Genomic DNA, 26,902 nt, shown 5'->3' on the forward strand with positions numbered 1-26,902 from the left:
GGCCTGCTCACGCCTACACTTTCATTATACTCCCTATAATCTAGGGGCTGATTTTTGCAAAAAGTAAAGCATTCTGTTCATTGCTTTAGGCCGCGATCGCCCTCATTTCTTGGGCATTTTGCAACCGCTCAATTGCTGCATCCAGCAGGGCTAAACCAGCCTCTAGGGTTTCAATGCGACACAATTCACTGCGCAGTTCTGCGGCATCAGCAAAGCCCTTGGCGTACCACGTCAAATGTTTACGCGCTTGGCGAATCCCCCGTTCCCCCTTGTATTCCCAGAGGGCAATGAGATGATCCCGCGCACAGTGCAGACGTTCAACCACCGTTGGCGCAGGCCGCAATTCCCCGGTTTTCAAAAAGTGATCAATTTCCCCCACCAAGAAGGGATAACCCATCGTTCCCCGCGAGCACATCACACCATCTGCGCCGGTTTGCTCCAAGCAGCGCACTGCCGCTTCTACCGAGAAAATATCGCCATTGGCAATCACGGGAATACTGACGCGCTCCTTCACCCGCGCAATCCACTCCCAGCGGGCTGGGCCATTAAAGCCTTGGGCACGGGTCCGCCCATGAACCGTAATCATTGCCGCGCCAGCATCTTCCATCGCCTTGGCAAAGTCAAGGATATTAATCTCCTGATCGCTCCAACCAATGCGGGTTTTGACCGTAACCGGCACAGGCACCGCCTTGGAGACCGTCCGCACAATTGTTGTTGCCGTTTGCACATCCCGCAGCAGCGAAGAACCACCGCCATTCTTCGTAATTTTATTCACGGGGCAGCCCATATTGATATCTACCGTATCCGCCCCTTCAGCCACTGCCTTTATCGCTGCTTCTGCTAGAAAATCAGGGCGACAGTCAAAAAGCTGAATACTAATGGGGTGCTCATTGGCATCCACTTCCATGATCCGGGGCAATGTTTTCAGATAGTGCAACCCCGAAGCACTGACCATCTCCGTGTACATCATTGAGTCGGGGGCATAACGGCGCACCAATCGCCGAAACACCAAATCAGTTACCCCGGCCAACGGGGACTGCAAGACCCGACTATTGACCGTAACAGAGCCAATCTGCAATGGCGTTGCCAAACGGGCTTTTAGCTCTGGAGACAGGGTTGACATAACTCCCACGAAAGCTCAATGCTGCTGCTGCAGTGTTTGCTCTTGATAGGCTGAATAGACTGCCCGCACATTATACCAGTTCAAAAAGATGCGAGCCACTTCCAAGGCATCTTGAGGGCGACCGATGTTAATCAGCCATTGCAACAGGGGCGCCAGTGTTTTTTCATTGAGAATGCCGCCGAGGGATAGGATGGCCCAAAGGAAATAGTGAAAGGGCGTCATTTGAATCATGAGCTTCACTTCCCAAATGGGATGCTTTTTATAGAACAAGACCCCCATTCGTCCCCTTTCAATCTCTTTCTGAATCAGGGTGGGCACTTGACTGAGGGAAAAGGGGGGATGCCAGTGGTAGCCAACGGCTTCGGGGCACTTCAGTAATCGCAAACCCAATTTCTTGAGGCGCACCCCTAGTTCTAAATCTTCCCAGCCGTAGAGCTGAAACTGGGTATCAAAGAGGCCTGCTTTTTCCAACCAATGGCGGGCGATCGCCACATTCCCCGTTGCAAAATAGGCGGCTGAAAAATCAATGATTTTGTAGGGTTCTGAGGTGGGGTCTTCAAAGTTACAGGTATTAATCACACGGCCATAGGAAAAAGCAGGAACCTGAGTAATATCCTCAATGCCAAGACGTTCTTTTTCTTGGGTTAAGCACTTCCCATGGGCTTCTAAAAACGTTTCCGTCACTACCAAATCACTATCGATAAAAATAATCCAGTCCCCCTGAGCCACCTGAAGCCCCAAGTTACGGGCAGCCGCAGGGCCAAGATGTTCCTGTTGAAGCCAGCGGACACAGGGAAACGCTTCACGATGTGCCTCAAGCCACTCAATGGTGTTGTCTGTTGAGCCATCGTCAACAATAATGACCTCATAGCCCTCAATGCCTAAGTCTGGATTCCACGTTTGATGGGCGATCGCGCGAATACACTTTTCTAGAATGGGCAAGCGATTATAGGTAGGAATTACGACACTAAAAAACATGATCACTCCAGAAATGTGGTCTTGAGCTACTCAACTAGCTTGTTCTATCTAAAACCCAACTATGAAAACGGTGGGAACAAAGGCGCGGGAATGCATGGTGGAGAATTTTTTCTGCTTCTGTTCCTTTATAACATTGCTTTAACTGCCGCAGGAGTTGAAATGTTTTCCACAAGTCTTTCTCTGCTTCTTGAGCCTCAGTTGGTGAAATTCCTAGCTTGGCACTTAGGAGTTGCTGCCAGTGGCGCGAACGAATCCATTGACTATTTTGAGCTTGCTGCCGACGATAAAGGCTGGAGGTTTGTTTGCGATGTACTCGATATTGGAGAAGTACCTCTGGGACATTTCCCATCTTGAACCCTGCCGCCCATGCCCGCTGCCAGAGATCATAATCTTCCACCAGTGACCACTCAGAGGAGTACCTCAGTTCTTTGAAAACACTGGAGTGACCCATTACAGATGGATGGGCAAAAGGTACACCAAATAACAATTCAATTTCGCAACCTTCATGGGAAGGAGGATAGTGCCAAGAACCAATCGCTGCCCCAATGAGCTGAACAGATGAGCCACAAAGATGTAATTTATTTTTTTCTAGAAATTCAAGTTGACTTTCTAACCTGTTAGGTAAAGTCAAATCATCTGCATCCATTCTAGCGATATATTGACCCTTAGCAAGTTCAATTGCTTGATTCAGTGTATAAATCAAACCTTGATTATCCCGACGAATTAAATGAATACGAGCATCAAGTTTTGCATAATTTGATAAAATTTCAAAGGAATTATCTGAAGAACCATCATCAATAACAATGAGTTCAAAATCATTAAAGGATTGATTAAGAATAGAATTTATAGCTAATTCAATATATTGGTCAGAATTAAAAACTGGTAAAATAACTGAAATAGTCGGACTGTTGTGTATATTCATCATTAACAATAACTAAATCATCTCAAATTCTAATCCAAGTCTTTGGAATTAAATCCGAATCATCTTTATCAGATGTGGCGAACCATTTTTGAGGAGCAATTACAATTTTTTCAGGGCTATTATTTAGCCAAGCTCCCCACCAACTAAACGTACTGTTGGCAATAATATGATGACGACATAGACTCATGAGGCGCATATCATTATAGCTCTCTTGAGCAGTATTGTTTTCTACATAAAAAATTGGATAAGAAGTTTTCAAGTTTGATTTTGCCCATTCAGCTTCGTCTGAAAAAACAAAGAATACAGGATCATCTATAAGTGACGTGATATATTCAATGGCTCGATAGTAATAGTCAAGCTGACAGACGCCATGAACTTTATGGGTCATAGGATTTGAAACATAGTCTCCACGACGAATATGGAGACTAATTGAATGACACTGGGTAATTTTATCTGCCCATTGAGCATTTATTTCTGACAAGGGTTGCCTAAACTTGAAATCTTCCCGTAGAAGGTCAGCAATTTCGCTAAAGTATTTTTCTGATTGCCAGTAACCCTGAAGGTAGGCAGTGCTGGGGATAGAGTGAATTTGTTCCCAATAGTGATAGTGAGGTTCAAGAATCAGTCGCCCCTTACATAGCGCTGAAAGTTGCAGGTTGGCGATCGCTCTCCTGATTTTTGGTACCCCCCACCAACCCAAAACAGACTTCAAATCTTCAAGAGAAGCAATTGGGGCCTCACAGCAAAATACACGATGTAGCTCAAACCCTTGATGAAGCTGGTAACTTGCAAAATCGGAAATATCTAAACGCAAGGGCACTCCCCTAGTCATAGACAAAGCCCTTCCTACAGCATACTGGAACATCTGATTGCCAAGGCCACCGATAAGATTGACAAAGATCATTATTCCGAGTGTTTATGACTAGCGTTGACTTGATCCAAAATGCCGTGAACGATGGTCTGCACAAAGTGAGCAATAGAAAACCGCTGTGCTTGAGGAGAGTGCAGAAAATTCCAAATCGCTTGCTGGTAGCCTTTATAGATCTCTTCTGGCATCGTCTTGAGAAAATCGTACAAAGAGTCGTAGGAAGAAAACTCTCTACGGTCAATAAAACAAGCCTTAGGAATGTAGTCGGTAATGTCTGGTGCCCCCCAGTAGATCGGCACGTTCCCGGCGCAAAAGGCATCAAAAATTTTCTCTGTGATGTAACCACGAAAAATCGCGTTCTCATAGACAATTGAGAAGCGGGACTGTCGTAACACTTCACTCTTTGTGGGCGCAATGCCCCGCCAAGACGGAAACGGGGGCAATGGTCTGTGAATCCACCTTTTTTCTAAGGCGTGAATGATCTCTCCCACCACGGGCTGTCGGGCTGAATGATTCCAACCGTGACCATAAAGGGCAAAGTCCTGTGGTGCATGACGTTCAAACCAGCGAATAGCTCTGACCCGCTCGCGGTAGAGATCTTGATACGGAGCCCACCAAGCCAAAGCCTTATTACTGTTGATTAAAACAACCAACTGAGGACGTTGCCCATAGCCATCTACACCACCTGTTACCTTGAAGGGGTGAGGCAGTTGAATTTGCTGGGCCTGCTTGATAGCTAGGTCAGGGTTCCAAGTAAACACACTTTGATAGCGACGCAATAAGAACCGCTGCCCATTGGCTGGATAGATCAAGGGATGTTCAGTGAGAATTACAAATTTTGGAGACTTAGAGCGGGGAGCTTGAACATTAAGATGGAGTTCAAAATCGGGGGCATTACAGCATTGATCGAGGCCGACAAGTTCAACGCCTTGAGCACGAAACCCCTCCCGCAGGGCGACCCAAGGCTGTGTTAGCCCGTCTGGAGATCCATTCGGATCAAAAAATACGGTTGTGGGAATATCAGGATAGACAAAAAGACCAGTTAATCCTTGCTTTGTCATTGCATGATTTTCTAGGTTAAAACTCAAATGCTCTTTAGGCGCCAGCTTTCCCAAACAAATTCATAATTCCACATTTCAATATGAGTTCTTGTTAACTTAAAGCGCAAATTCTGACGCTTTTGTTCTGAGTTCTCAACAAAATTATGAAACTGAATCTGAAGATATTTTATCTTTTCTATTAAATCAGAATCGATGAGCTTTTTCACTAAATTATACTCTCCTCCTTCAATGTTAATTTTCATCAAATCTACTTTTTCGATACCAAGCTCCTTGAAAACAGTAGCACAGTTTCGTAGTTGAGCTATTTCCTCTGATGTTTTTGAATTTCTTTTATAAAAACTTGACGAGTCCTCAGCTATGTGAATTTGAGAAATTTCATCGACGTTGGACAGTCCATAATTCAGGACAATAATCTTTGCATTACCAGCAAACCGTTTCTTACAAATATGATAGAAGACTGAAACCGGTTCAAAAACAAATACTCGACAATTGAATTTCTCATGAATGAGAGCAGTAAAGTCTCCTTTATATCCCCCCACATCTAGGACAATGCTCTCTGCATCAAGTGGATAATCAAGCCGCAAGGTACTATCGCCTTTATCTCGAAACCAGCGACGAACCTCTCTTTGAAATGAGTTTTGAATTAGCAATGAGTCAAGCCAGTCTAAAACTTTGTTCATACCTGAAAAATTTGATAAATGTCAATAAATCAAATGAGGTAAATCCCTAGGTCACTAACAGCCCGCTTACAACGCTTACGAAGCGATAAAAACGGCTACCATTGCCACGAAAGCTCCCACCGTTGTGTTGATGCCGTTAACGATTTCATTACTCAGCCAAGTGTAGCGTTCCTGAAGGGTAGCTCCCACCAGACTCTCCACAAGGTTGGCTAGGAAAGCAGCAAGAATACAAATGGGGATGGCGATCGCCCCCATCAAGTCCACACTCCAGCCTAGCACAGCAATCACGGTGGCACCAATTAGACCGGCCAGTGTTCCCTCTAAACTCACCGCTCCCTCTGTCCCGCGGGGCACCGGTTGTAATGTGGTGATGAGAAAGGTGCGCTGGCCATAGGCTTTGCCCACTTCACTGGCACAGGTATCTGAGAGCTTGGTGCTAAAACTGGCCACAAACCCCACCAAAAATAACTCCCGCCATTGGGGCAGCAGGAGAGCAAGGAGTGCACAGAGGGTGCCTGTAAAGGCTGATCCCCAGACATTCTCTGGCCCGCGCGCCCCGGAGCGTTTTTCAGCAATGCCTGCGGCCTCTTTTTCGGCCATGCCGATGCGGGTGACGGCTGAACCGACAAGGAAATAAACCATGACAATCAGATAGCCCTGCCAGCCTAAGGTGCCCCAAATCAGTACGCCGAGGAGCCACGCATGGAAAAGTCCCGCCGCGGTCAGTAACTTCTGCCGCGCAAGGAGGGCGATCGCTCCAAGGAAGGTGTTGAGCAAAATACCTATCCACCAAGGGTTCAGTAAAAGACTGCCATCCACAAGAACTGCACTCCGACTGTACTGGCAGCACCTTATCATAATCATACTTTTCAAGATAGAGGACAGAGGATGAGCACTTGGCTACTAGAGCCGCTGCAACACACATTTATGGTCAAGGCACTAGGGGTGAGCACCCTTGTGGGCTGCGTTTGTGCGGTATTGTCCTGTTTTTTAACCCTAAAGGGCTGGGCCTTGATGGGGGATGCGGTGTCCCATGCAGTGCTACCCGGTGTGATCTTGGCCTATTGGCTGGGGCTGCCCTTTGCCTTAGGTGCCTTTGTTTTTGGTTTGATGGCCGTGACCCTCATTGGCTTTATTCAACGGCAGACACGGGTGAAGGAGGATACGGTCATTGGCTTGGTGTTTACGGGCTTTTTTGCCTTGGGGTTGGTGCTGCTCTCGAAGACTGCCAGCAGTGTTGACCTGATGCATATCCTCTTTGGAAATGTCTTGGGGATTAGCGATCGCGACCTCTGGCAAACAGTGATTGTGAGCCTCATGACACTGATCACGATCGCCCTATTGCATCGGGATTTGATCCTCTTTTGCTTTGACCCGACCCATGCCCGCACCATTGGCCTAAATACAACGCTGCTGTACTATCTCCTGCTGGCGTTGCTATCCCTCACCACTGTCGCTGCCCTGCAAACCGTGGGCATTATTCTCGTCGTGGCGATGCTAATTACACCGGGGGCAACGGCCTATTTGCTGAGCGATCGCTTTGGCATCATGGTACTCATTGCCTTGGCGGTGGGTGGCCTTGGCAGTTTATTGGGAACCTACATCAGTTACTATCTCGATGCGTCAACAGGTGGCTGTATTGTTGTCCTGCAAACAGTGATTTTTTTGCTGGCGATGATTTTTGCCCCCAAGCACGGTCTGTTGGCCAAAGCCCGCTCTCCCCTGAGTTAGGTTTAAGGATTATTTTGTGGGGTGTTGCCGATGCCTTTGCTAGAGTTCATGATATAGTTGCCCCATATTTATCATGGGTGAAGACAGTTGCGTTATGGAGTCAGATCAACAGTGGCCTACGGAACCTGTTCCCTCTGAAGTCCCCGCCTCCTTTGTTTCGGGAGAGGTAGGCATTGCATCTGGCGACAATGGCCATGGCGCACCAACCGATGTGTTAAGGAGTTATGACAGCTTGGTGGAAACTTCAGCAGCGCGCATCAAAGTGATTGGTGTCGGTGGGGGCGGTGGCAACGCAGTCAACCGCATGATTGCCAGTAATGTGGCGGGTGTTGAATTTTGGTGCGTCAATACTGATGCGCAGGCGATCGCCCAATCCCAGGCTCACCGCTGCCTGCAAATTGGCCAGAAACTCACCCGTGGTCTCGGCGCCGGTGGCAACCCCGCCATTGGTCAAAAAGCGGCTGAAGAATCCCGCGAAGACCTTGCTGCGGCACTCAAGGATGCCGATTTGATTTTCATTACCTGCGGCATGGGTGGCGGTACCGGCACTGGCGCTGCCCCAATTGTGGCTGAAGTGGCCAAGGAACAGGGCGCCCTAACTGTTGCAGTGGTAACCCGCCCCTTTACCTTTGAGGGTCGCCGTCGCGCTAGCCAAGCGGATGAAGGAATCGAAGCCCTACAAAGTCGTGTTGACACTCTCATCGTGATCCCCAATGACAAGATTCTCTCAGTGATTTCGGAGCAAACATCGGTTCAGGATGCGTTTCGAGTGGCCGATGATGTCCTGCGCCAAGGGGTTCAGGGGATTTCCGACATTATTAACCTGCCGGGGCTGATTAACGTTGATTTCGCCGATATTCGTTCGGTGATGGCTGATGCCGGTTCTGCCATGATGGGTATTGGTATTGCCTCTGGCAAGTCACGAGCTACGGAAGCTGCCGTCAGTGCAATTTCTTCGCCCCTACTGGAGGGGTCGATTGAGGGTGCCAAGGGCGTTGTCTTCAATATTACGGGGGGCACAGATCTCACCCTCCATGAGGTCAATGCCGCTGCCGAGGTGATCTACAATGTGGCCGATGCTAACGCCAATATCATTTTCGGTGCGGTGATTGATCCCCAAATGCAAGGGGAAGTTCAAGTCACCGTTATTGCCACTGGCTTTAGTGGTGAACCCATTAGCCGCACTCGTGCCACAACCAAAACGACACCCCTAACGAACCGCCCCCTAACGATGGCATCGCCTCCCCCGGAAGCCCCCGCACCACAACCAGAGGTTGAAGCCAAGCCGAAGTTAGACATTCCTGAGTTTCTCCAGCGACGGCGACCGAATCCTTAGGTATTAAAGGTGCCTATTTCTAACAGGGGATGGCAGGCCGTCTCAAAGACCTAATTCGCGGGCGATCGCTAGTAACCCCTCGCGGTAGGAAGGATAGCGGAGCTGAACGCCTAAAACCCGCTTGATTTTGTCATTGCGGACTCGGCGGGATTCGCGCCAAAAGGACTGGGCCATTGGACTCAGATTGGCTGCCTCTAAAGGGATGGCTGGTGGGGCTGGGCGACCCAAAAGACGATAGGCCTCGAGTAGAACAGGGAGCGACTCTGAGGGTTGATCATCACTGAGGTTATAGATTTCCTGCGGCGTGGGTTGTGCCAGCGATCGCTCAAGGGTTTGGACAATATCCACCACATGAATACGGCAGAAGTAGTGTCCCGGTTTATCAATGAGTTGCACATCCCCCTTGAGAATACGAGCAATGGGATTGCGTCCTTCTCCGGGGCCATAGATGCCGGGGAGTCGAAAGATATGGGTGGGCAGATTGGAGTTGAGAAAGGTTTGCTCAATGCTGACGCGGTGTTGTGAACGCAAATTTTGGGGATTGACGGGTGTGGTTTCATCTACCCAGCCCCCTTGGCGATCGCCATAGACCCCCGTTGTCGAAAGGTAGCCAAACCAGTGCAGATTCAGTTTCTCTAACTGCGGCAACAGTGCCAGCGCAACCGCATCCTCCCCTTGGCGATCAGGAGGAATACTATTGAGGATGTGGGTTACCCCCTCAAGGGCGGCTGGTGCTAAGGGGACTGGCTCCCCCTGCTGCTCCCATGTAAAGGGAAAACAGGGAACAGTGCTGAGTTCTGGCGGCGGCTCTCCCCGACGGTTGGTAATGACCACATCAATGCCTTGGGCTTGGAGCGATCGCGCCAACCACGTTCCCGTATAACCGCAACCGAGAATGAGAACCCGCATTGCGCTCTAGTCTTGGGAAGAGGCTGCTGGTGCTTCTACCAAACGCACCTTCGTAGCCAAACCCAGCAATTGCAAGAAGCGAATGGTGAGCCACGTCAGATCCAGTTCCCACCACTGCAACCCATGGCGTGCCGAGTATTGATAAGCATGGTGATTGTTATGCCAACCCTCGCCAAAGGTTAACAGGGCGACCCACCAGCAATTCGTTGAGTGATCTGTGGTTTCAAACGTGCGATAGCCAAAGGCATGGGTGGCACTATTCACCAGCCAAGTGGTGTGATAGACCGTTACAAGGCGCACAAAAATTCCCCAAACCACAAACGGCCAACCGCCCCAGAGGTAAAGAACAATGGCCAAGACCACCTGAATTGGTAGAAAGGACTTGTCAAGAAACTGATACACCGGATCATCCGCAATATCTTTGGTGAAACGGGGAATCTCTGCCTCCGCTGGCACCTCACGAAACATCCATTCAATATGGCTCCACCAAAAGCCCTTACGGGAATCGTGGTGATCATTGGGTTGATCGGAGTACAGATGGTGATGGCGGTGCAGCCCAACCCACCAAATCGGCCCCCCTTGCATTGAGAGTGTGCCGCAAAAGACCAAGAAATACTCTAACCACTTGGGCACTTGGAAGCTGCGATGGGTAACGAGGCGGTGCCAACCAAGGGTAATACCAATGCCAGCAGTCAACCAGTGAAGTGCAAGCGCCAGCAGGACTGCCTTCCAACTAAACATGCCGGGTAAAAACGCAAGAAGAGCACCGAGGTGCACAAAAATAATAAAGGTCGCCGTAGGCCAGGCAATGGGGGGTTTGGCAACGGTGGCTTGGGTCATGAACACATCCGTAAAACAACTGATTCGGCTGCTGTTCTCTCTAGGCTGAGCTTGAACAACACCCATCAGACTTTAGTATAACGAGCTACGGTTGAGTATCTTTACTTAGGGTGTTTTTCCCAAGACCAATGATTCGGCAATCCCCCCTATAAATTCCCTCTGGTGGGGGAAGTCTCTGGGGAGAGTGTCCCCGAAAATAGCAGGCATCATACCAAATAGCAGGCTGATTATTTCACTTTCTGTGGTTTTGTAACGAAATGTTGCATTTTCTCAGATTAATCCCTAGGATAGAGGGTAAGGTGTGGTAGTTATAGGAATCATGAAAACGCCACGTTGGACACGACTCATTGACTTCCTACAGCGGGAGATGGCACTGCCCACCGCTGCCATTGACTTCGGCCTCAAGCACTGCGATGAGCAGGTGAATCTGTTGCCCGTTGTTCTCTGGCAGTATGGCTTGGTGAGCCTTGAGCAGCTTGACCGCATCTTTGACTGGCTAGAAACCAGTCACTCCTAGTGGCGCTCTCAGAATTCCTTTATTTAGGCTTAATGAATCACGGTTTCCTTAGCAACAAAGTCATAGCTCTGGGAAATCCCTAATTGCTGAGGCAGAGAGATGGGACTTTGCCAGCCCACGGGTTGAATTGACAACAGGGGTGAGGGACTCTTGAACGTTCCCCAGAGATGAACCTTCTGACCGAGTAGCTCGGGCGGAACGGTAATTTTGTAACTGCAACCATGACTACCAGCAGGGGACAAAGTAGCGGTGGCACCCCCCACTGGAAAGCCGCCGGGAGGATGCAGTGTGGCATTAATCACAATCTCATTGCAGGAGATAGAAGGAGATTTATTGATCTTGCCGATAATCGTAGGGCGCACCCGTACATTACTTGGGGGTTGCAATTGCACGGTCTGGGTAGCAGCTAGAGGTACAGCACGGCTCACAGCGGGGCTGAGGGCAACGGCGAGGCAGGCGAGGAGTAAACCTTTTTGATTCAGCATTTGGGTGTCCTTTGTGTGAATGGAGAGAACAGTTTTGTCTAGCCCCTATGGGGTGAATACTCTTACTCTTATCCTAGGTGGGCTGACTAAGAACATCCGTGGCGTTTCTCACCCGCAACCGATGATGCTCATCACCAAGGGCGGTGACCGTCGAACATGTTTAGCCTGCACTCCCCCATCCTCGCGTCACAGGTGGGGGTTAGGGCGCGGTAATGTAGCGAAGCGGAGTTGCCAATAGACTAATGAAGAAGAAAAAACGTTGAAGTTTCGGGCGGGTAGCCTCCTTCAGCGGCGATGATAGGCGTAACACGATTGTTTGAGAACAGCGATGTACACCGAGCAAATTAACCACATCAAATCCTACACGGCAAAGCTAACGGCAGCGATGCCCGATGCCATGAAGGCCTTTTATAGCTTGAGTCGGGCCTCGTCAACCCCCGGTGCTCTTGATACCAAAACCAAAGAGTTGATTGCCCTAGCCATTGGGGTTGCCAAACACTGTGACGGCTGCATTGCCTTCCACACCCGTGCTGCTTTGCATGCAGGCGCAACCCCTGAAGAAATCATGGAAACCCTCATGGTGACTGTAGCCATGGATGGCGGCCCTGCCTTGATGTATGCCACCCATGTGATGGAGGCGCTAGAGGAGTTTACCCAAGCGCAGACCCATTAGGAAATTCCCCTCAGACTGCTGTCGTTTCAAGGGGCAATGGCTCCTCGGGTTCACTGACTTCAAGGAAAATTTCTTTGGCCGGTTCGTCGTAGCTAAAGAGTTCGGCGTAGCGTCCCCAGTCAATGGCGGTATTGAGCTGGCGATCGGCCTCCTGCGGCGTAAAGTGCCGCTCTAAAATATCCAGCACCAAACTTTCGGGAATGCGGTGGTTTTGCTTGGCCATTAGGAAAGTGTGGATTTGCTGCACAAGGCGAATATGCTTGAGGAGTTGTTGGCGAATAATCAGCTTGCGCTGGTCAATGTCCCCCTGAATAAAGGCATTGCCAATCGGGGTCACGCTGATGTCTCCCTCCTTGAGTTCCACCAGTTCCATCATCTGGGCGGCTTCGACAATGGGCAGAATATCATCTAGCTCCAGTTGCAGCTCTTGAGCAATGCGGTAGAGGTCTTCTTTGCGGTGTTCTAAGAGTTCCAATAGACCGGCGATCGAGCCAATGCGCACATGGGGTAGCAGCGGATAACGCGGTTCTTGACTCGTGGGCAGGGTAGCTGGCTTGGGTTCCAGTTGCTCCAATTCATCCACATGGGGATTGGTGAGAATTTTATAGATGCGATCCACGGTAGCTTGAAACTCGGGGTTCTTGCGATCGCGATAGTGGGGCAATGTCACTGGAAAGTCAGCGCGGACGCGACCGGGGTTGCTCCCCAAAACAATAATGCGATCGGCGAGAATGACCGCTTCTTCAATGTGGTGGGTGACAATCAAAATACTCTGGGTAGGAATTTTATGCTCTAGCCACAGATCGAGAAGTTCAAAACGCAGGTTCTCTGCTGTCAGTACGTCCAAGGCGGAAAATGGCTCATCCATACACAGGAGTTCGGGTTCTACCGCCAAGGCACGGGCAAATCCCACCCGCTGCCGCATCCCCCCCGACAGTTCCTTGGGGTAGGCGTTTTCAAAGCCATCCAAGCCAATAATGTCAATCATCCGCAGTGCCTTGCGGCGGCGCGATCGCGGGCCTTCTCCTAGAGCCTTTAGCCCCAATTCCACATTTTCTAAAACCGTTAGCCACGGATAGAGCGCCGAACTTTGAAAGACAATCGCCGCCCCCGGATTCAGGCCCTGCATTGGCTGCTCGCGGTACAAGACCTGCCCAGACGTAGGCGCAACCAAACCCGTAATAATGCGCATCAGGGTTGACTTACCGGATCCCGATGGCCCTAGGAGCGCAACAATTTCCCCCGTGCGCAATTCAAGGTTAATATTTTCCATAATGCTAATGACCTGACCGTTGGGCTGACGGTAGGCCTTACCCACATCCAGTAAGCGGACGAGCGATTCCCCTTTGGTTTTGGCGTGCATGGTCCTGCATCCTGTGGCATTTCCACCGTTAACCTACCATGAGGATTCAGGTCTTGGAAAACCTAGGGGACAAAAATTGCTACTAGGGTTAGCGATCGCCACTCATTTGCGGAATTTTGGATAGCCCCCCTTAGGGTTTTATTGTAAACTGATCAGCGGTTTCTTCACAAAAGGTAACAATTCCGCTATGGGACTCTTTGATGGCCTTTTCCGTCGGGGCAAGCAAGCTGACGCCCAACCCAGCAAAGACTTTTTTCTCGATCCCGATGCAGCCAAGACCTACGGCAACATTGAGTACATGCGTACCGCCAAGGTCGTGAAAAAAACGTTCCCTGCGACTGGCGGTGCCAAAGAAGAGGTAGAAGTGGTGGAGTTGGTCTCCTCCATCGAAAAGGTAAATCCAGAGGCAGAAAATAAAGGTAAACCCGAACCCAGCGTCAGTGATGTGGTGGCGCCCCCAGTAGAAGAACAGGAACGGCGTCGCCGTGATCCCAGCTTAGATCGCTTTCGCTCCATGGCCAAAGATCTACGCCGTGGCTAAAGCCTAAAAACCTGTGGGGGTTGGCACTTGCGCATCCCAAGGCTGACCCCTAGGATCAATACAGCCCTTTTTGCAAAGTCTCCCTCTCGCCAAGGAACGCTATCGGATGAACACCCTTTGGAGCAGTGCCGCGATCGCCTATCTGCACTACCTCAGCTTTATGGTGGCTTTTGCTGCCCTTGTGGTGGAGCACCTCACCCTGCGCAAGGATATAGACCTTAAACAGGCTTGGCGATTAGTGATTACGGATGCCCTCTATGGCATTGCTGCGGTGACTGTTCTTGTCACGGGCATTTTGCGGGTTCTCTATTTTGGCAAAGGCACTGAATATTATTTGGCCAACCCCATCTTTCACCTCAAGGTAGGCTTATTTATTTTGGTGGGGCTATTGTCGCTGTATCCAACAATCTCTTTTCTACTGTGGATTAAACCGCTGCGGGAAGAGAAGGCTCCCACCCTCGAGTTACCGACTGTGCAGCGTTTGACTTGGGTGATTCGGGCTGAATTGGCCTTTCTCAGTGCCATTCCCTTTTTGGCAGCGATGATGGCGCGGGGGATTGGCTTGGATTGGATTCAACGGTAATACTCTTCAGCAGGGGAGCGATCGCCCCTATGATAGATCTTGCTGCCACGGATAAAACGGATGAGTCATCCCACAATTGAATCCATTCTTCAGGAAAACCGCCTTTTTTATCCCCCCGCTGATTTTGTGGCCAAGGCGCGGATCAATTCCCTTGAGGCCTACAATACCCTCTACGAAAAGGCCAAAGCCGATCCCGCTGCCTTTTGGGGCGAATTGGCACAACAGGAATTAGAGTGGTTTCAACCTTGGGATCAGGTGCTGGATTGGCAGCCCCCCAATGCCAAGTGGTTTGTCAATGGCAAAATCAACATCACCTACAACTGCTTGGATCGCCACCTCAAGACTTGGCGCAAGAATAAAGCAGCCTTGATCTGGGAAGGAGAACCCGGCGATAGCCGCACCCTCACCTATGCCCAACTGCACCGCGAAGTCTGCCAATTTGCCAATGTCCTCAAGCAACTGGGGGTGAAAAAGGGCGATCGCGTCGGTATCTATATGCCGATGATTCCAGAGGCAGCCATTGCCATGTTGGCCTGTGCACGGATTGGCGCCCCCCACTCAGTGGTCTTTGGGGGGTTTAGTGCCGAAGCCTTGCGCGATCGCCTCATTGATGCCCAAGCCAAGCTGGTGGTTACGGCGGATGGTGGCTGGCGCAAAGATGCCATTGTGCCCCTCAAGGATCAAGTGGACAAAGCCCTAGCCAATCAGGCGGTTCCCAGCGTTGAACATGTCTTGGTGGTGCAGCGCACGCAGCAGCCAGTGACCATGGTGCCCGGTCGCGATCACTGGTGGCATGATCTGCAAAAGGGGGTCAGCGCTGACTGTCCTGCCGAACCCATGGACAGCGAAGATTTACTCTTTATTCTCTACACCTCTGGCTCCACCGGCAAACCCAAAGGCGTTGTCCACACCACAGCGGGTTACAACCTCTACACCCACATCACCACTCAATGGGTCTTTGACCTCCAAGAGAGCGATGTCTATTGGTGTACCGCTGATGTTGGCTGGATTACGGGTCACAGCTACATTGTCTATGGGCCGCTGTCCAATGGGGCAACCACCCTCATGTATGAAGGGGCACCCCGCGCCTCCAATCCCGGTTGCTTCTGGGATGTGATTGAGAAGTATGGGGTGACTATTTTCTACACAGCTCCCACGGCTATTCGTGCCTTCATTAAAATGGGCGAACACTTGCCCCGCGCACGGAACCTCTCTTCTTTGCGCCTCTTGGGAACCGTGGGTGAACCTATTAACCCCGAAGCATGGATGTGGTACTACCGGGTCATTGGCGGTGAGCGCTGTCCCATTGTGGATACGTGGTGGCAAACAGAAACAGGGGGGCACATGATCACCTCACTGCCGGGGGCGATTCCGATGAAACCCGGCTCTGCCACCAAGCCTTTTCCGGGGATCCTGGCTGATGTCGTGGATCTCGAGGGTAACCCTGTCGGCGTCAACGAGGGCGGCTATCTGGTGATTCGTCACCCTTGGCCGGGGATGATGCGCACAGTGTATGGCGATCCCGATCGCTTCCGCCGCACCTATTGGGAACACATTCCGCCTCGCGATGGCCAGTACGTTTACTTTACCGGTGATGGTGCCCGCAAGGATGAAGATGGCTACTTTTGGGTGATGGGACGGGTTGACGATGTGATCAATGTCTCCGGTCACCGCTTGGGCACCATGGAAATTGAATCGGCATTGGTGTCCCATCCTGCTGTTGCTGAAGCAGCCGTTGTCGGTAAACCCGACGAGGTCAAAGGGGAAGAAATCGTTGCCTTTGTGATTCTTGAAGGGTCGGCTACCCCCAGCGATGCTCTCCAACAGGAATTAAAGCAGCACGTTGTCAATGAAATTGGTGCCTTGGCACGGCCGGCGGAGATTCGCTTTACGGATGCCCTGCCCAAAACGCGATCGGGCAAAATCATGCGGCGGCTCCTGCGTTCTCTTGCGGCTGGCCAAGAGGTGGCTGGGGATACTTCAACATTGGAAGATCGCTCAGTGCTGGATAAGTTGCGCCAAGGGGTTTGAGGGTCTTCCCTATCAATGAGTCTATAATTGATAGGTTATGGCAACTGGCATCCGCACACAAACGCTAGTTCTTTTAGCAACGGCAGCCATTTTGGGTGGTGGCCTCTATCTTTTTGAACAACAACTGCCTACTCCCAATAGCACTGATACAGCGGCAAAAAAACCTCTGTTTGGCTTTCAAGAAGGGGATGTGGTGGCACTGAAAATTATTACCCCTGATTACCGCCTCAACCTGAAAAAGTTGGCTGCAGGTCACTGGGTGATTGATCGGGAAAAGCAAACCCCCGCAGAGGAAGGGACGGTTGTGTTCCTATTAAACCTGTTAACCACTGGTCAGCGCGATCGCTCTCTCGATGTACCTACTGAACGTGCCGGGGATTATGGCCTTGCTCCCCCTATGGCCACTGTGGATATCACCCTTAAAGATGGCCAGCAGCACCGTTTACACTTGGGGGACACCACCTTTGACGGCCTCAAGCTCTACGCGGAAATTGACCCGCCAGCGGAACCGCGCGAAAAAATGACGGTGACCCTCGTGCCCCTTGATCTTAAAAATGCCCTCCAGCGCCCCCTACAGGAATGGGAGCGTCAGCAAGCAGCAAACTAGAACGCTGTGACTTCTGGCACGACTCCCCAAAAGCTCGTCAGAATATAAAAGCGTAGTGAACTATCGAGTGGACATCAGCCATGGGATTCTTCGGATTCAAAAAGTTGACAATGCCTAGCCCCAGTGCCGCTCTACCCGGCCGAGCAGAACCCATGCCCGTGCCAGAGGCTCATCTTGTGAATGGTCATCCCCTCACCCCTCCCTATCCCGAAGGCATGGAGTTAGCCATGTTTGGTATGGGCTGTTTTTGGGGAGCTGAGCGCAAGTTTTGGCAGGTGCCGGGGGTCTATGTCACCGCTGTGGGCTATGCTGGCGGCTATACCCCCAATCCCACCTATGAGGAGGTGTGCACGGGCATGACAGGTCACAACGAGGTGGTGCGCGTGGTCTTTGACCCCCAGAAGGTGACCTATGAAGAATTGCTGAAGGTCTTTTGGGAAAACCATGACCCCACCCAAGGCATGCGCCAAGGCAATGATGTGGGGACGCAGTATCGCTCCGGTATTTACTACTATTCCCCTGAGCAAAAAGCCCTTGCCGAGGCCAGTCGCGATCGCTACCAAGCAGCCCTAAAAGCCGCCGGTTATGGCACGATCACCACTGAAATTCTACCAGCGCCTGAATTTTACTTTGCCGAACCCTACCACCAGCAATATCTCCATCGCAATGTCAATGGCTACTGCGGCCTTGGAGGCACAAAGGTGCCCTACGAACTGATGAGCGCCACCCCTAGCGCCTAGTGGAGATTGAGGCGATAGGGCATACGGGGACGGTAAGCATCGCTAAAGTTGGTCTGACTGACAGTGGCATTGTTTAACCGTGCCCACTGCATATTGGCTTGCTCAAAAGTGGCACCGTTGAGATTGGCGCGGCGAAAATCCCCATAGCGGACATCGGCTCCCGTTAAGTTGCTGTTGTTGAAATTGGCACGGCGGGCACGACTATGGCGCAAAATCGCACGGCTCAGGTTAGCACCACTGAGATTGGCCTGTTCTAGGTTAGTTCGTTCTAAATAAGCGGCGGTGAGGTTGGCATTACTCAGATTTGCCCCGACCAAATTGGCCACCATGAGGTTAGTATCTTGGAGGTTGGCGCCCTGAAGATTGGCGCCGCGCAAATTTGCCCCTGCTAAGTTATAGCCCCGTAAATCGACATTCCGCAGATCACAGCCGGGACAAGCATTGGTTTGCACCAGTTGCTGCATGGGGGAGGGCATGGCAAAAGCAGCACCGCTGGTAAGCGCCGCACTAATCATTGCTGTTGCGATGAATGCTTGCTGGTTCACATTCACATCCTCCTGCCACGCTAGAGAGACTTTAGCACAAGTCCTAGGAATTTAGCCGTTGGCGGCGGGAGCGCTGATGTCGTTGTTGCCAATCCTTAGCACTGCGAACGGCCAACCACAACAGGAGTAAGGCAATTAACCCGCCCTGCTTGGGTGCCCTGAGGGCAAATAAAATTAACAGCATACACAGGATATCCTGCCCGACAATCACCCAGCGGGGTAACTTCCCCAGCCGATAAAACCAACCTACCTGCACCAATTGCAACACAAAGGCAAAAAGACCACTCAGGGTACCAATGAGCCACTGCGGTGTCTCTGTTGCTGTTGCCACGGTCATGCCAAGGAGGGCACCCACAAGGGGGCTAAAGCACAGTTGCACAAGGATAATCAGGCGGTAGCCCCAGACATTGCCCGTCAAGAAAATCTCCAGAAACGACCAAGCGGCTAACACACCAACCACGCCATAGGGGGAGAAATGGCGCAGTAAAGGCACCTGTGACCACAGTTGTTCTCCTTGTAATAGACCAATTAACAGGAGGGGCAGTGCCAGTCGTAGCCCGCCGGCCGCTGCTGCTGAAAGAATCGCTAGAACTTCTAGCATGATGGCTCTATTGGTTTCAAGATATTGGGGAGGGTTTCCCACAGGCGATCGCACACCGTTTGCGGGGTATCCTCAGCCGTAATCGCCAGTTCTAAATCCGCCTGCGCATAGAGGTATTGACGCGCTTGCAGCAGTTCACTCAAGCGTTCCTCAAGGGGCTGATCCTGCAACAGGGGACGTTCCTGATCTTGGCGCAGGCGCTGACAGAGCACCGCAAGGGGGACATGAAGCCAGACGACAATGCCATGGCGCAAATAACTCCAGTTCATCGGGTTGAGGACAATGCCGCCACCGGTGGCCACGACCAAATGATGGTAACTAGAGACTTGTGCTAAGACCTGTTGTTCCAACTCCCGAAAAGCAGCCTCCCCCTCTTGGGCAAAGATCTCGCGAATCGGTCGTTGGCGAAACTCCGTAATCACTGCATCTGTATCCACAAACCCGTAGCCCAAACGTTGGGCCAGTATCCGACCCGTAGTGGTTTTACCGGCACCCATCATGCCCACAAGATAGATATTGACTCCTCCAAGGCGTTCTTGCAGTTCCATAGATAACCATTTCTCGACACCGCCAAATCAGCACTTTAACCTAAATATGGAGGTCTTCTCACCATTTCGATGTCCCAGCCCAATCCCTACGTGACACTACAGGTGGCAGTAACGGCGACCCAAGCCGAGATTAAGGCCGCTTATCGCCGCTTAGTCAAGCAGTATCACCCCGACTACCATCCTAGCGATCGCTCCAGCCATGAGCGGATGGCCGCCATTAACGCCGCCTATGAAATCTTGGGGGATGAGCAGTGTCGGCAGGCCTATGATGCCCAGCACCGTGTCCAGCAAACAACCGCTAAGCCTGATGTGCAGCGTTCCCAAGCGGCCGATCGCGAGCTAGAGCAATGGCTGACCCTCACCTACAACCCCGTGAGTCGGATTATTGAAGCGGTCTTGCGATCGCTCCCCCGCCAGATTGATGCCCTTGCGGCTGATCCCTTTGATGATGACCTCATGGATCACTTCCTTACCTACTTGCAGGACTGTCGTCGCGCCCTCACCCGCGCCCGCTATACGTTCCAAGCCCAACCCAACCCCGCTGCTGTGGCCAAGGTGGCAGCCCACCTCTATTACTGTTTGAATCAACTGGTGGATGGTCTTGATGAGCTAGAGCAATTTAGCCACAGTTACGACGATCGCTATTTGCACACTGGGCAGGAACTCTTTCGCATTGCCCAGCGCCTCTTCGCAGAGTGTCGGCTTGTCCGCTAAACTAGAGAGAATCAGCATCCCAGCATGGCAGCAAGATTCAATCCCAGTTATGAAACATACCCTATCGGTTTTAGTGGAAGATGAGGCGGGTGTGCTCACTCGCATTGCCGGTTTATTTGCGCGGCGTGGCTTTAACATTGAGAGCTTAGCGGTAGGCCCTGCGGAGCAAATTGGCATCTCCCGCATTACGATGGTCGTGCCCGGCGACGATGCCATCATTGAGCAATTGACCAAGCAACTCTACAAGCTGATCAATGTCCTCAAGGTGCAGGATATTACCACGATTCCCTGTGTGGAACGGGAACTGATGCTCTTGAAGGTGAATGCCACCGCCAGCACCCGCTCTGAAATTCTTGAGCTGGTACAAATTTTCCGTGCCAAGGTGGTAGATGTATCGGATGATTCCCTGACTATTGAGGTGTCGGGTGACCCCGGCAAGATGGTGGCCATTGTCCAAATGCTCAATAAATTTGGGATTCGCGAAATTGCCCGCACCGGGAAGATTGCCCTTGTGCGCGAGTCCGGGGTGAATACGGAATACCTGAAGTCCTTGGAGGCACGGGTCTAATTGGCGGGGAAGTATCGCTGGTTATTACTTGCACTAGGGGCGATCGCCCTCAGTAGCTGTACCGCAACGGAGTCTCCCTCAGTAAGCAACAATTCATTACCCCTTGGGGTTGCCCTCGCTCAAACCGGTAATGCTGCTCTCTACGGCCAAGAGGCTCTACAGGGGGTGCAAGTCGCCGGGGAGTTTTTCAACCAAGCCGGCCAGATCAAGGGGCAGACCCTACGGCTGGTGATTCAGGATACCGGCAGTGATGAAGCGGGGGCAGTGAATGTTTTTCAAACCTTAATCAATCGCGATCGCGTGATTGGCATTGTTGGCCCCACCCTCTCGCAGCAGGCTTTTAGTGCCGATCCTATTGCCGAGCAGGCTGGTGTCCCCGTGGTGGCTCCTTCCAACACCGCCCGTGGCATTCCCGAAATCGGTGCCTTCATTAGTCGCGTCTCCGCAGGGGTGGATGTGGTGGCGCCCACGGCAATTCAAGCAGCCCTTGAGATTAATCCCAACATTCGCCGAGTGGCGGTCTTTTTTGCCCAAGACGATGCCTTTAGTCGCTCAGAAACTGAGATTTTTCAAAAGGCCATTCGCGAGAACCCCAAGCTTGAATTGGTGACTGTCCAGCAGACCCAAACCACGGATACCAACTTCCAAGCCCAAATCAATGCCACCCTCAATCTCAAACCTGATTTAATTGTTATCTCCGGCTTAGCAGCAGACGGCGGTAATCTCATTCGCCAACTACGGGAATTGGGCTACCAAGGCCTAATTTTGGGCGGGAATGGCGTCAACACAGTCAACCTCTTCCCCGTTTGTCGTCGCCTCTGCAATGGCGTTCTGGTGGCGCAGGCCTATAATCCCGAAAACCCCGATCCCATGAATGTCAAGTTTCGCGACGCCTTTACAGCCAAATATCGTCAAGCCCCCTCTCAATTCAGTGCTCAAGCCTTTACGGCAGTTCAAGTCTTTGCGGACTCCTTGGCACGACTGTCTCAAGAAAAGAACCTGTCGGAATTGCCCCTTGCTGATTTGCGTCAGGCCTTGAATCAAGAGATTCTCAAGGGAGTCTATGAAACCCCCCTTGGGGAAATTCGCTTTACCCCTGAAGGCGAAGTGCTGCAACGCTTCTTTTACGTTGGCCAGATTGAGATGAGTGAGGATGGCCAGAGTGGGAAGTTTAGTTTGGTGAAAAAAGTTGAACGCCAACCCTAACGGGCAACTAACTCAGCAGCTTCACGAGGTTTCTTACTGCGCCAAAGGAGACGAATGGGGGTGCCTCGAAATCCCAGTTGTTGGCGAATTTGCCCTTCAATGTAGCGGCGATAGTTGTCCTTAAAGAGCTTGGCATCGTTGACAAAAATCGCAAATGTTGGCGGCTGGGTGGCCACTTGGGTGGCGTAGTAGATTTTCCCCTGGCGGCCTTGGCGAGTCGCGGGGGGCGTATGCCAGCGTAGGGCTTCTTGAATCACTTCATTGACCACGGCTGTACTGACCCGGCGCCGATGTTGTTCAACTGCCGCATCCACAGCGGCAAAAATTTTCTCGAGGCGTTGACCTGTCTTTGCGCTCACAAAGAGAGCCTCTGCCCACTCCAGAAAATGCAGCCGCTGATACAGGCGATCGCGATAGGTGTGAATTGTATAGGTATCCTTTTCGGGAACAGCATCCCACTTGTTCATAATCAGCACACAGGCTCGTCCCTGATCGGCAATGTGACCGGCAAGGCGTTGATCCTGCTCGGTAATTTCTTCCAAGGCATCTAAAACCAGAAGCACCACATCAGAGCGATGAATGGCCTTAAAAGCTCGGTGGACGCTAAACATCTCAGGCCCGTAGGCCACATGACTCCGCTTACGAATGCCGGCGGTATCAATGAAGCGGTACTGGGTGCCATTGTGTTCAATCACGGTATCAATGGCGTCACGGGTGGTACCTGAAATCGGACTGACAATAGCGCGATCGCTCCCAATCAAGGCATTGAGCAAACTGGATTTGCCCACATTGGGACGCCCAGCAATGGCCACCTGAATTTCCGGCGCCTCGGGGAGCGTTGCCGCTGCGGGTAAGTGGGTCATCAACTGATCCAGCAATTCCCCCGTACCGCTGCCATGAATACTGGAAATGGGGTAGGGTTCCCCTAGACCCAGCGCCCAAAATTCTGCCGCCTGCGCCTGACCCATTTGAGGAGATTCGCATTTGTTGACCGCCAGTAAAACAGGAACAGGATGCTGTCGCAACCAAGCCGCAATCTCATAGTCCAGGGCAGTGGGTCCTGCTTGGCCATCTACCACTAAAATTGCAGCTGTTGCCTCCTGCAGAGCCAGTTCCGCCTGTTGGCGAATCAGGGGGAGAAACTCACTGTCATCGTCAAAGACGAGTCCGCCGGTATCCACCACCAAGAACTCCCGATCGCGCCAAAAGGCTGGGCGGTAGGTGCGATCGCGGGTTACACCGGGCTGATCGTGGACAATGGCATCCCGTTCCCCGGCCAAGCGATTGACAAAGGTGGACTTGCCCACATTGGGGCGTCCTACAACGGCAACAACGGGCAAAGCCATAGGCGTGTTGTTTGCAGAATCAGGCTTTAGTTTACCCCTCAACCTAGGTCTCAAATTGACTGCCGCGCTTGTACTGCTGGTAGGCAGCAAAGAACAAGCCCGCTAATGTGACTGGAATTAGCCCCAGCACAATGCCACACAGTAAAGGTTCAATCATGGCCTTACACCCCTTTTAACCATGAACTCCATTCCCCACGATACACTAATGAATGGGCGCTGTACCGGCATCTCCCTGTTGATCAGGAAAAATCATCCTCACCGCCAGCGAGAACGTCCATGTTTCGCTTTCCTCTTTTCTCTTTCATTAAGTTATTTTTGCCCACAACAGCAGTCATTGCCGCTCTGTTAACACCCCTCTATTTTAGCCAACGCCACGCTCTTCTTAAGGACTTACAACTGCAAGAGGAGTATAAACTAGAGCGCAGCCGGCTGCTCCTAAGAATGATCTTGGATGACGCGGTTGAAGAGTTGAGAGCTTTGATGGCACTGCAGGTGTTGTCTAATTTAATGGAGGCTTCTGCTGGGGAAGAGGCTCACGAAAAGGCAAAGGCAGGACTGGCAGCATGGCAACGCCTCAAAAAACACTATGATCAATTTTATTTTTTTGATCCAGAGGGCAGGGTGCGTTTTCAGTGGCATGCAACACCCAAAGCGACGGATGCCGCTGCGACCAAGACAATTGACCGCTACTGGCCTATCCTACAGCGATTGACCCCCAACCAGATTTTTATTTCCCCCTTGGATATAATAGAGGGCACTGGTATCAGCTTGGCTCAACCTGTTTTGTATATTGGGGTACCCCTGTACCAAAAAGCAGCACCAAGGGGGGTTTTGCTGGTTCGTTACCGCGCCAGCCACCTTCTCAATCAGTTGATCAACAATTGCAATCTAGGGAACAGCAGCTGTCTCCTAGCAGATGACCAAGGCTATTGGTTCATTGCAGAAAATAATCACCAAGAATGGGGATTCCATTATCCTGAGCGACAGCAGTTTACGATCCGCAATCAATATCCGCTGCTGTGGCAACAAATGCAACGACGGCCTCGAGGCAGCCTATTGAGCCCCCAGGGGCTATTTGTCTATCAAGCCTTTTTTCCCCTAAAGGCCAACTACCTCTCTGCTGATCGAGCAACCAATTCGGCTAGGGACTCGAGCAGCACCCGTTGGTGGCTGGTTTCGCGGCTTTCTGACACCCTGTTGGCGCAATACAGCCGCCGCCTCCACCAGGAGTTCCTTGTCCTCTTTGCTGCCCTATCCGTTTTGGCGGCTGGTGCTCTCTTGATCATTGCCCGCGATCGCCAGCGCAAAGAGCAATTGCGAGAACTCCTAAGGTCAAGTGAAGCGCGCTTTCGTAGTGTCAGCAAAATGGCGCCGGTGGGCATTTTTACTCTAGATGCCGAGGGACGACCCACCTTTTTGAATCAGGCACTTCTAGACCTGTTGGGCGTCAACAGTCTGGAGGAAGCCGAACAACAGTGGATAGAACGCCTGCACCCTGAGGATCGCGATCGCGTCTTGAAGGCATGGGCCGGCTGCCAGCGAAAGAGGGTACCCCTCAACGAGCGCTTCCGGGTGGTTCAAGAAGACGGCAGTAGTCGCTGGATTAGGGCGCGGATTATTCCTCTGCAGCAAAGCCGTGGCAAAGATCGCTTTGTTGGCACCTGGGAAGACATCTCCCAAATGATCCAGCAGCAGGAATTCCTAGAGCAAGCGCGTAGGGCTGCCGAGGAAGCCAGCCGGGCCAAGAGTGAATTTTTGGCCACCATGAGCCATGAAATTCGCACCCCAATGAATGCCATCATTGGCCTCACTGGATTACTGCTGGATACCCCCCTCAATCCCCAACAGCGGGAATTTGTCAACACCATTCGCCTCAGTGGTGATGCCCTACTTGCCATCATCAATGATATTCTCGATTTCTCTAAGATTGAGTCGGGCAAGCTGCAGTTAGAGAGCTATCCCTTTAACCTGTGTAACTGCGTCGAAGAAGTCCTCGACCTTTTGGCCAGTCGAGCCAGCGATCGCCAGGTGGAACTAGCTGCCCATATTGAGCCAGGGATTCCCTATGAGGTCATTGGTGATATGGGGCGGCTGCGGCAGGTCTTGGTGAATCTCATGGGCAATGCCATCAAATTTACCCAAGGTGGCAATGTGACCCTCTACCTTAAGGGCATGCCTGCACCAATGAGCCAGTATGAGTTTATGCCCTGCTATTACTCCTACTGGTTTGCCATTCAGGATACGGGCATCGGCATTTCGCCAACGGGCATGGCTCGCCTCTTTCAGCCCTTTATGCAAGTGGATGCCTCAACCACTCGGCACTACGGCGGCACAGGTTTGGGCCTTGTCATTTGTCAACGCCTTGTGGAGCATATGGGGGGGCAAATTTGGGTAGAAAGTAAAACGGCTACAGATCCTTTGGCCGTTGGCGGCACACCCCCAGCCAACTATGAATCGATCCCAATTGAAGAAAGTGGCTCTGTTTTTTACTTTACTGTCAAATTTCTCGTCAATCCGCGGGCCATTGCCAAAGAGAGCAGGGGGGTCGGCCATCTTGAAAATCGGCGCGTGCTCATTGTGGATGACAATGCCACCAACCGTCAAATTTTGGCCCTACAAACCAAAAACTGGAAAATGCACCCCCTTGTGGCTGAGAGTGGCCCCAAGGCCCTTGTGCTTCTTCAACAACAAGCCCTGCCGGATGTGGCCATTTTAGATCTGCAAATGCCGGAGATGGATGGCATTTCCCTTGCTCGTAAAATTCGCGCCACCTACACGCAATTGCCCCTGATTCTGCTAACCTCCCTGGGCAATACACTGCCAGAGTCGGAAACTGCTTTATTCTCTGCCCTGATCAGCAAGCCGGTCAAACAGTCCACACTGTACAATGTCTTTAACCATTTATTTGGCCAAGAGCCGACAACGGTATCGCCTAAGCCAGCGGCTGCCCTATCCTTTGAAGACTTAAAAGCTGGTCTGCCGCCGCTGCGGATTCTCATTGCCGAGGACAACAAAGTCAATCAAATGGTGGCACTGCGCATCTTAGAAAAATTGGGCTATCGCGGTGATATTGCTGCCAATGGTTTGGAGGTGCTGGATGCGGTGCAACGGCAGCCCTATGATGTGATTTTGATGGATATGCAGATGCCGGAGATGGATGGGATAACGGCTACCCGTGAGGTGATTAATCTGTTTCAACAGCTGAACCAACCCCGTCCGCGAATTATTGCCATGACCGCCAATGCCATGGAGAGCGATCGCCAGCTTTGCTTGGATGCAGGTATGGACGACTATGTGAGCAAGCCCATTAACCTTGAAGACTTAGTGCGTGCCCTCCGTCAGTGCCATCCCCTCCAGACCTCAACAACTTAACATTTAGCGATAGA

29 protein-coding genes are annotated in these 26,902 nt (G+C 51.5%); 13 read left to right on the forward strand and 16 right to left on the reverse strand.

Features of this window, described 5'->3' with window-relative positions:
* Positions 1-85: 85 nt before the first annotated feature.
* The 7 genes from dusB to QYC28_RS01510 form a co-directional block, all read right to left on the reverse strand.
* Positions 86-1,123, reverse strand: a complete 1,038-nt coding sequence (gene dusB, locus QYC28_RS01480; protein ID WP_302679731.1) for a tRNA dihydrouridine synthase DusB — start codon at positions 1,121-1,123, stop codon at positions 86-88.
* A 15-nt stretch (positions 1,124-1,138) separates the two neighbouring features.
* On the reverse strand, positions 1,139-2,101 hold the full coding sequence (locus tag QYC28_RS01485) for a glycosyltransferase family 2 protein (RefSeq protein WP_149817535.1): 963 nt from the start codon (positions 2,099-2,101) through the stop codon (positions 1,139-1,141).
* 34 nt (positions 2,102-2,135) lie between these two features.
* The gene (locus QYC28_RS01490; protein ID WP_302680050.1) at positions 2,136-3,026 is read right to left on the reverse strand and encodes a glycosyltransferase; all 891 of its coding nucleotides are present in this window, start codon (positions 3,024-3,026) and stop codon (positions 2,136-2,138) included.
* Positions 3,027-3,045: 19 nt separating this feature from the next.
* Entirely contained in the window at positions 3,046-3,927 is an 882-nt protein-coding gene (locus QYC28_RS01495; protein WP_302679732.1) for an alpha-1,2-fucosyltransferase, read from the reverse strand.
* Positions 3,927-5,006, reverse strand: coding sequence for a glycosyltransferase family 10 domain-containing protein (locus tag QYC28_RS01500; RefSeq protein ID WP_286626301.1), 1,080 nt, complete (start codon positions 5,004-5,006; stop codon positions 3,927-3,929). The genes QYC28_RS01495 and QYC28_RS01500 overlap by 1 nt, the downstream gene beginning before the upstream one ends.
* On the reverse strand, positions 4,976-5,632 hold the full coding sequence (locus QYC28_RS01505; protein WP_286626302.1) for an FkbM family methyltransferase: 657 nt from the start codon (positions 5,630-5,632) through the stop codon (positions 4,976-4,978). Before QYC28_RS01505 ends, QYC28_RS01500 begins: the two co-directional genes overlap by 31 nt.
* A 75-nt stretch (positions 5,633-5,707) precedes the next feature.
* Positions 5,708-6,451, reverse strand: coding sequence for a TIGR00297 family protein (locus tag QYC28_RS01510; RefSeq protein ID WP_226971982.1), 744 nt, complete (start codon positions 6,449-6,451; stop codon positions 5,708-5,710).
* Positions 6,452-6,520: 69 nt separating this feature from the next.
* On the opposite strand from QYC28_RS01510, the gene QYC28_RS01515 reads away from it, so the two are divergent.
* Positions 6,521-7,363, forward strand: coding sequence for a metal ABC transporter permease (locus QYC28_RS01515; RefSeq protein WP_286626304.1), 843 nt, complete (start codon positions 6,521-6,523; stop codon positions 7,361-7,363).
* A gap of 94 nt (positions 7,364-7,457) precedes the next feature.
* Complete coding sequence (ftsZ, locus tag QYC28_RS01520; protein ID WP_286668879.1) at positions 7,458-8,699, forward strand: cell division protein FtsZ; 1,242 nt, start codon at positions 7,458-7,460, stop codon at positions 8,697-8,699.
* A 42-nt stretch (positions 8,700-8,741) separates the two neighbouring features.
* Here ftsZ and QYC28_RS01525 read toward each other — a convergent pair whose 3' ends face one another.
* Both QYC28_RS01525 and QYC28_RS01530 read right to left on the reverse strand, forming a co-directional pair.
* The gene (locus QYC28_RS01525; RefSeq protein WP_149817549.1) at positions 8,742-9,608 is read right to left on the reverse strand and encodes an SDR family oxidoreductase; all 867 of its coding nucleotides are present in this window, start codon (positions 9,606-9,608) and stop codon (positions 8,742-8,744) included.
* Between the two features lie 6 nt (positions 9,609-9,614).
* Entirely contained in the window at positions 9,615-10,448 is an 834-nt protein-coding gene (locus QYC28_RS01530; RefSeq protein ID WP_190278153.1) for a fatty acid desaturase, read from the reverse strand.
* Positions 10,449-10,767: 319 nt separating this feature from the next.
* Here QYC28_RS01530 and QYC28_RS01535 point away from each other — a divergent pair, with 319 nt between their 5' ends.
* The gene (locus QYC28_RS01535; protein WP_190278154.1) at positions 10,768-10,965 is read left to right on the forward strand and encodes a DUF2949 domain-containing protein; all 198 of its coding nucleotides are present in this window, start codon (positions 10,768-10,770) and stop codon (positions 10,963-10,965) included.
* 29 nt (positions 10,966-10,994) lie between these two features.
* On the opposite strand, the gene QYC28_RS01540 is transcribed toward QYC28_RS01535, so the two are convergent.
* Complete coding sequence (locus QYC28_RS01540; protein WP_149817555.1) at positions 10,995-11,450, reverse strand: hypothetical protein; 456 nt, start codon at positions 11,448-11,450, stop codon at positions 10,995-10,997.
* 328 nt (positions 11,451-11,778) lie between these two features.
* Here QYC28_RS01540 and QYC28_RS01545 point away from each other — a divergent pair, with 328 nt between their 5' ends.
* Positions 11,779-12,123, forward strand: a complete 345-nt coding sequence (locus QYC28_RS01545; RefSeq protein ID WP_149817557.1) for a carboxymuconolactone decarboxylase family protein — start codon at positions 11,779-11,781, stop codon at positions 12,121-12,123.
* 10 nt (positions 12,124-12,133) lie between these two features.
* On the opposite strand, the gene QYC28_RS01550 is transcribed toward QYC28_RS01545, so the two are convergent.
* Complete coding sequence (locus tag QYC28_RS01550) at positions 12,134-13,486, reverse strand: AAA-associated domain-containing protein (protein ID WP_149817559.1); 1,353 nt, start codon at positions 13,484-13,486, stop codon at positions 12,134-12,136.
* 187 nt (positions 13,487-13,673) lie between these two features.
* On the opposite strand from QYC28_RS01550, the gene QYC28_RS01555 reads away from it, so the two are divergent.
* The 5 genes from QYC28_RS01555 to msrA all read left to right on the forward strand — a co-directional run bounded on the left by QYC28_RS01555 (position 13,674) and on the right by msrA (position 17,988).
* A complete protein-coding gene (locus QYC28_RS01555; RefSeq protein ID WP_302679733.1) occupies positions 13,674-14,027 on the forward strand; it encodes a hypothetical protein in 354 nt (117 codons plus the stop codon).
* Between the two features lie 106 nt (positions 14,028-14,133).
* A complete protein-coding gene (locus QYC28_RS01560; protein ID WP_190278294.1) occupies positions 14,134-14,610 on the forward strand; it encodes a DUF2214 family protein in 477 nt (158 codons plus the stop codon).
* 60 nt (positions 14,611-14,670) lie between these two features.
* Positions 14,671-16,641 (forward strand): acetate--CoA ligase, encoded by a 1,971-nt coding sequence (gene acs / locus QYC28_RS01565; RefSeq protein ID WP_286649798.1) that lies wholly within the window; start codon positions 14,671-14,673, stop codon positions 16,639-16,641.
* A 37-nt stretch (positions 16,642-16,678) separates the two neighbouring features.
* Positions 16,679-17,248 carry a DUF4340 domain-containing protein gene (locus tag QYC28_RS01570; protein WP_302679734.1) on the forward strand — a complete coding sequence of 190 codons (570 nt, stop codon included), beginning with the start codon at positions 16,679-16,681 and terminating at the stop codon, positions 17,246-17,248.
* A gap of 80 nt (positions 17,249-17,328) precedes the next feature.
* Complete coding sequence (gene msrA, locus QYC28_RS01575; protein WP_149817567.1) at positions 17,329-17,988, forward strand: peptide-methionine (S)-S-oxide reductase MsrA; 660 nt, start codon at positions 17,329-17,331, stop codon at positions 17,986-17,988.
* Here the strand turns inward: msrA and QYC28_RS01580 are convergent.
* Genes QYC28_RS01580 through QYC28_RS01590 form a run of 3 tightly spaced genes read right to left on the reverse strand, consistent with a single transcriptional unit; the run spans position 17,985 to position 19,682 of the window.
* Positions 17,985-18,533, reverse strand: a complete 549-nt coding sequence (locus tag QYC28_RS01580; protein ID WP_302679735.1) for a pentapeptide repeat-containing protein — start codon at positions 18,531-18,533, stop codon at positions 17,985-17,987. The two genes, msrA and QYC28_RS01580, sit on opposite strands and share 4 nt — an antisense overlap.
* Before the next feature lie 43 nt (positions 18,534-18,576).
* A complete protein-coding gene (locus tag QYC28_RS01585) occupies positions 18,577-19,134 on the reverse strand; it encodes a DUF4126 domain-containing protein (RefSeq protein WP_302679736.1) in 558 nt (185 codons plus the stop codon).
* Positions 19,128-19,682 (reverse strand): shikimate kinase, encoded by a 555-nt coding sequence (locus QYC28_RS01590; RefSeq protein ID WP_149817573.1) that lies wholly within the window; start codon positions 19,680-19,682, stop codon positions 19,128-19,130. Before QYC28_RS01590 ends, QYC28_RS01585 begins: the two co-directional genes overlap by 7 nt.
* A 69-nt stretch (positions 19,683-19,751) precedes the next feature.
* On the opposite strand from QYC28_RS01590, the gene QYC28_RS01595 reads away from it, so the two are divergent.
* Genes QYC28_RS01595 through QYC28_RS01605 form a run of 3 tightly spaced genes read left to right on the forward strand, consistent with a single transcriptional unit; the run spans position 19,752 to position 22,170 of the window.
* Entirely contained in the window at positions 19,752-20,396 is a 645-nt protein-coding gene (locus tag QYC28_RS01595; protein ID WP_302679737.1) for a J domain-containing protein, read from the forward strand.
* 49 nt (positions 20,397-20,445) lie between these two features.
* Positions 20,446-20,964, forward strand: a complete 519-nt coding sequence (gene ilvN / locus QYC28_RS01600; protein WP_149817577.1) for an acetolactate synthase small subunit — start codon at positions 20,446-20,448, stop codon at positions 20,962-20,964.
* Positions 20,965-22,170, forward strand: a complete 1,206-nt coding sequence (locus tag QYC28_RS01605) for an ABC transporter substrate-binding protein (protein WP_286649800.1) — start codon at positions 20,965-20,967, stop codon at positions 22,168-22,170. It begins immediately after the preceding gene.
* On the opposite strand, the gene der is transcribed toward QYC28_RS01605, so the two are convergent.
* Both der and petG read right to left on the reverse strand, forming a co-directional pair.
* Positions 22,167-23,516 (reverse strand): ribosome biogenesis GTPase Der, encoded by a 1,350-nt coding sequence (gene der, locus QYC28_RS01610; protein WP_286626315.1) that lies wholly within the window; start codon positions 23,514-23,516, stop codon positions 22,167-22,169. The genes QYC28_RS01605 and der overlap by 4 nt on opposite strands.
* A 43-nt stretch (positions 23,517-23,559) precedes the next feature.
* Positions 23,560-23,673: a cytochrome b6-f complex subunit V gene (gene petG / locus QYC28_RS01615; RefSeq protein WP_149817584.1), complete on the reverse strand. Its 114-nt coding sequence runs from the start codon at positions 23,671-23,673 to the stop codon at positions 23,560-23,562.
* Positions 23,674-23,792: 119 nt separating this feature from the next.
* On the opposite strand from petG, the gene QYC28_RS01620 reads away from it, so the two are divergent.
* On the forward strand, positions 23,793-26,888 hold the full coding sequence (locus QYC28_RS01620; RefSeq protein ID WP_302679738.1) for a response regulator: 3,096 nt from the start codon (positions 23,793-23,795) through the stop codon (positions 26,886-26,888).
* Positions 26,889-26,902: the final 14 nt, after the last annotated feature.

This window comes from Thermosynechococcus sp. HY596 (genome assembly GCF_030518715.1).
GTDB lineage: Bacteria > Cyanobacteriota > Cyanobacteriia > Thermosynechococcales > Thermosynechococcaceae > Thermosynechococcus.

What these genes read in the sequence shown, in the direction of transcription:
- QYC28_RS01515 (WP_286626304.1), top strand. Translation starts at nt 6,521, where the DNA reads ATGAGCACTTGGCTACTAGAGCCGCTGCAACACACATTTATGGTCAAG.
- ilvN (WP_149817577.1), top strand. Translation starts at nt 20,446, where the DNA reads ATGAAACATACCCTATCGGTTTTAGTGGAAGATGAGGCGGGTGTGCTC.
- QYC28_RS01590 (WP_149817573.1), bottom strand. Translation starts at nt 19,682, where the DNA reads ATGGAACTGCAAGAACGCCTTGGAGGAGTCAATATCTATCTTGTGGGC.
- QYC28_RS01535 (WP_190278154.1), top strand. Translation starts at nt 10,768, where the DNA reads ATGAAAACGCCACGTTGGACACGACTCATTGACTTCCTACAGCGGGAG.
- QYC28_RS01570 (WP_302679734.1), top strand. Translation starts at nt 16,679, where the DNA reads ATGGCAACTGGCATCCGCACACAAACGCTAGTTCTTTTAGCAACGGCA.
- acs (WP_286649798.1), top strand. Translation starts at nt 14,671, where the DNA reads ATGAGTCATCCCACAATTGAATCCATTCTTCAGGAAAACCGCCTTTTT.
- QYC28_RS01560 (WP_190278294.1), top strand. Translation starts at nt 14,134, where the DNA reads ATGAACACCCTTTGGAGCAGTGCCGCGATCGCCTATCTGCACTACCTC.
- QYC28_RS01530 (WP_190278153.1), bottom strand. Translation starts at nt 10,448, where the DNA reads ATGACCCAAGCCACCGTTGCCAAACCCCCCATTGCCTGGCCTACGGCG.
- petG (WP_149817584.1), bottom strand. Translation starts at nt 23,673, where the DNA reads ATGATTGAACCTTTACTGTGTGGCATTGTGCTGGGGCTAATTCCAGTC.
- der (WP_286626315.1), bottom strand. Translation starts at nt 23,516, where the DNA reads ATGGCTTTGCCCGTTGTTGCCGTTGTAGGACGCCCCAATGTGGGCAAG.
- ftsZ (WP_286668879.1), top strand. Translation starts at nt 7,458, where the DNA reads ATGGAGTCAGATCAACAGTGGCCTACGGAACCTGTTCCCTCTGAAGTC.
- QYC28_RS01495 (WP_302679732.1), bottom strand. Translation starts at nt 3,927, where the DNA reads ATGATCTTTGTCAATCTTATCGGTGGCCTTGGCAATCAGATGTTCCAG.
- QYC28_RS01525 (WP_149817549.1), bottom strand. Translation starts at nt 9,608, where the DNA reads ATGCGGGTTCTCATTCTCGGTTGCGGTTATACGGGAACGTGGTTGGCG.
- QYC28_RS01505 (WP_286626302.1), bottom strand. Translation starts at nt 5,632, where the DNA reads ATGAACAAAGTTTTAGACTGGCTTGACTCATTGCTAATTCAAAACTCA.
- QYC28_RS01620 (WP_302679738.1), top strand. Translation starts at nt 23,793, where the DNA reads ATGTTTCGCTTTCCTCTTTTCTCTTTCATTAAGTTATTTTTGCCCACA.
- QYC28_RS01545 (WP_149817557.1), top strand. Translation starts at nt 11,779, where the DNA reads ATGTACACCGAGCAAATTAACCACATCAAATCCTACACGGCAAAGCTA.
- QYC28_RS01550 (WP_149817559.1), bottom strand. Translation starts at nt 13,486, where the DNA reads ATGCACGCCAAAACCAAAGGGGAATCGCTCGTCCGCTTACTGGATGTG.
- QYC28_RS01585 (WP_302679736.1), bottom strand. Translation starts at nt 19,134, where the DNA reads ATGCTAGAAGTTCTAGCGATTCTTTCAGCAGCAGCGGCCGGCGGGCTA.
- QYC28_RS01540 (WP_149817555.1), bottom strand. Translation starts at nt 11,450, where the DNA reads ATGCTGAATCAAAAAGGTTTACTCCTCGCCTGCCTCGCCGTTGCCCTC.
- msrA (WP_149817567.1), top strand. Translation starts at nt 17,329, where the DNA reads ATGGGATTCTTCGGATTCAAAAAGTTGACAATGCCTAGCCCCAGTGCC.
- dusB (WP_302679731.1), bottom strand. Translation starts at nt 1,123, where the DNA reads ATGTCAACCCTGTCTCCAGAGCTAAAAGCCCGTTTGGCAACGCCATTG.
- QYC28_RS01490 (WP_302680050.1), bottom strand. Translation starts at nt 3,026, where the DNA reads ATGATGAATATACACAACAGTCCGACTATTTCAGTTATTTTACCAGTT.
- QYC28_RS01595 (WP_302679737.1), top strand. Translation starts at nt 19,752, where the DNA reads ATGTCCCAGCCCAATCCCTACGTGACACTACAGGTGGCAGTAACGGCG.
- QYC28_RS01485 (WP_149817535.1), bottom strand. Translation starts at nt 2,101, where the DNA reads ATGTTTTTTAGTGTCGTAATTCCTACCTATAATCGCTTGCCCATTCTA.
- QYC28_RS01555 (WP_302679733.1), top strand. Translation starts at nt 13,674, where the DNA reads ATGGGACTCTTTGATGGCCTTTTCCGTCGGGGCAAGCAAGCTGACGCC.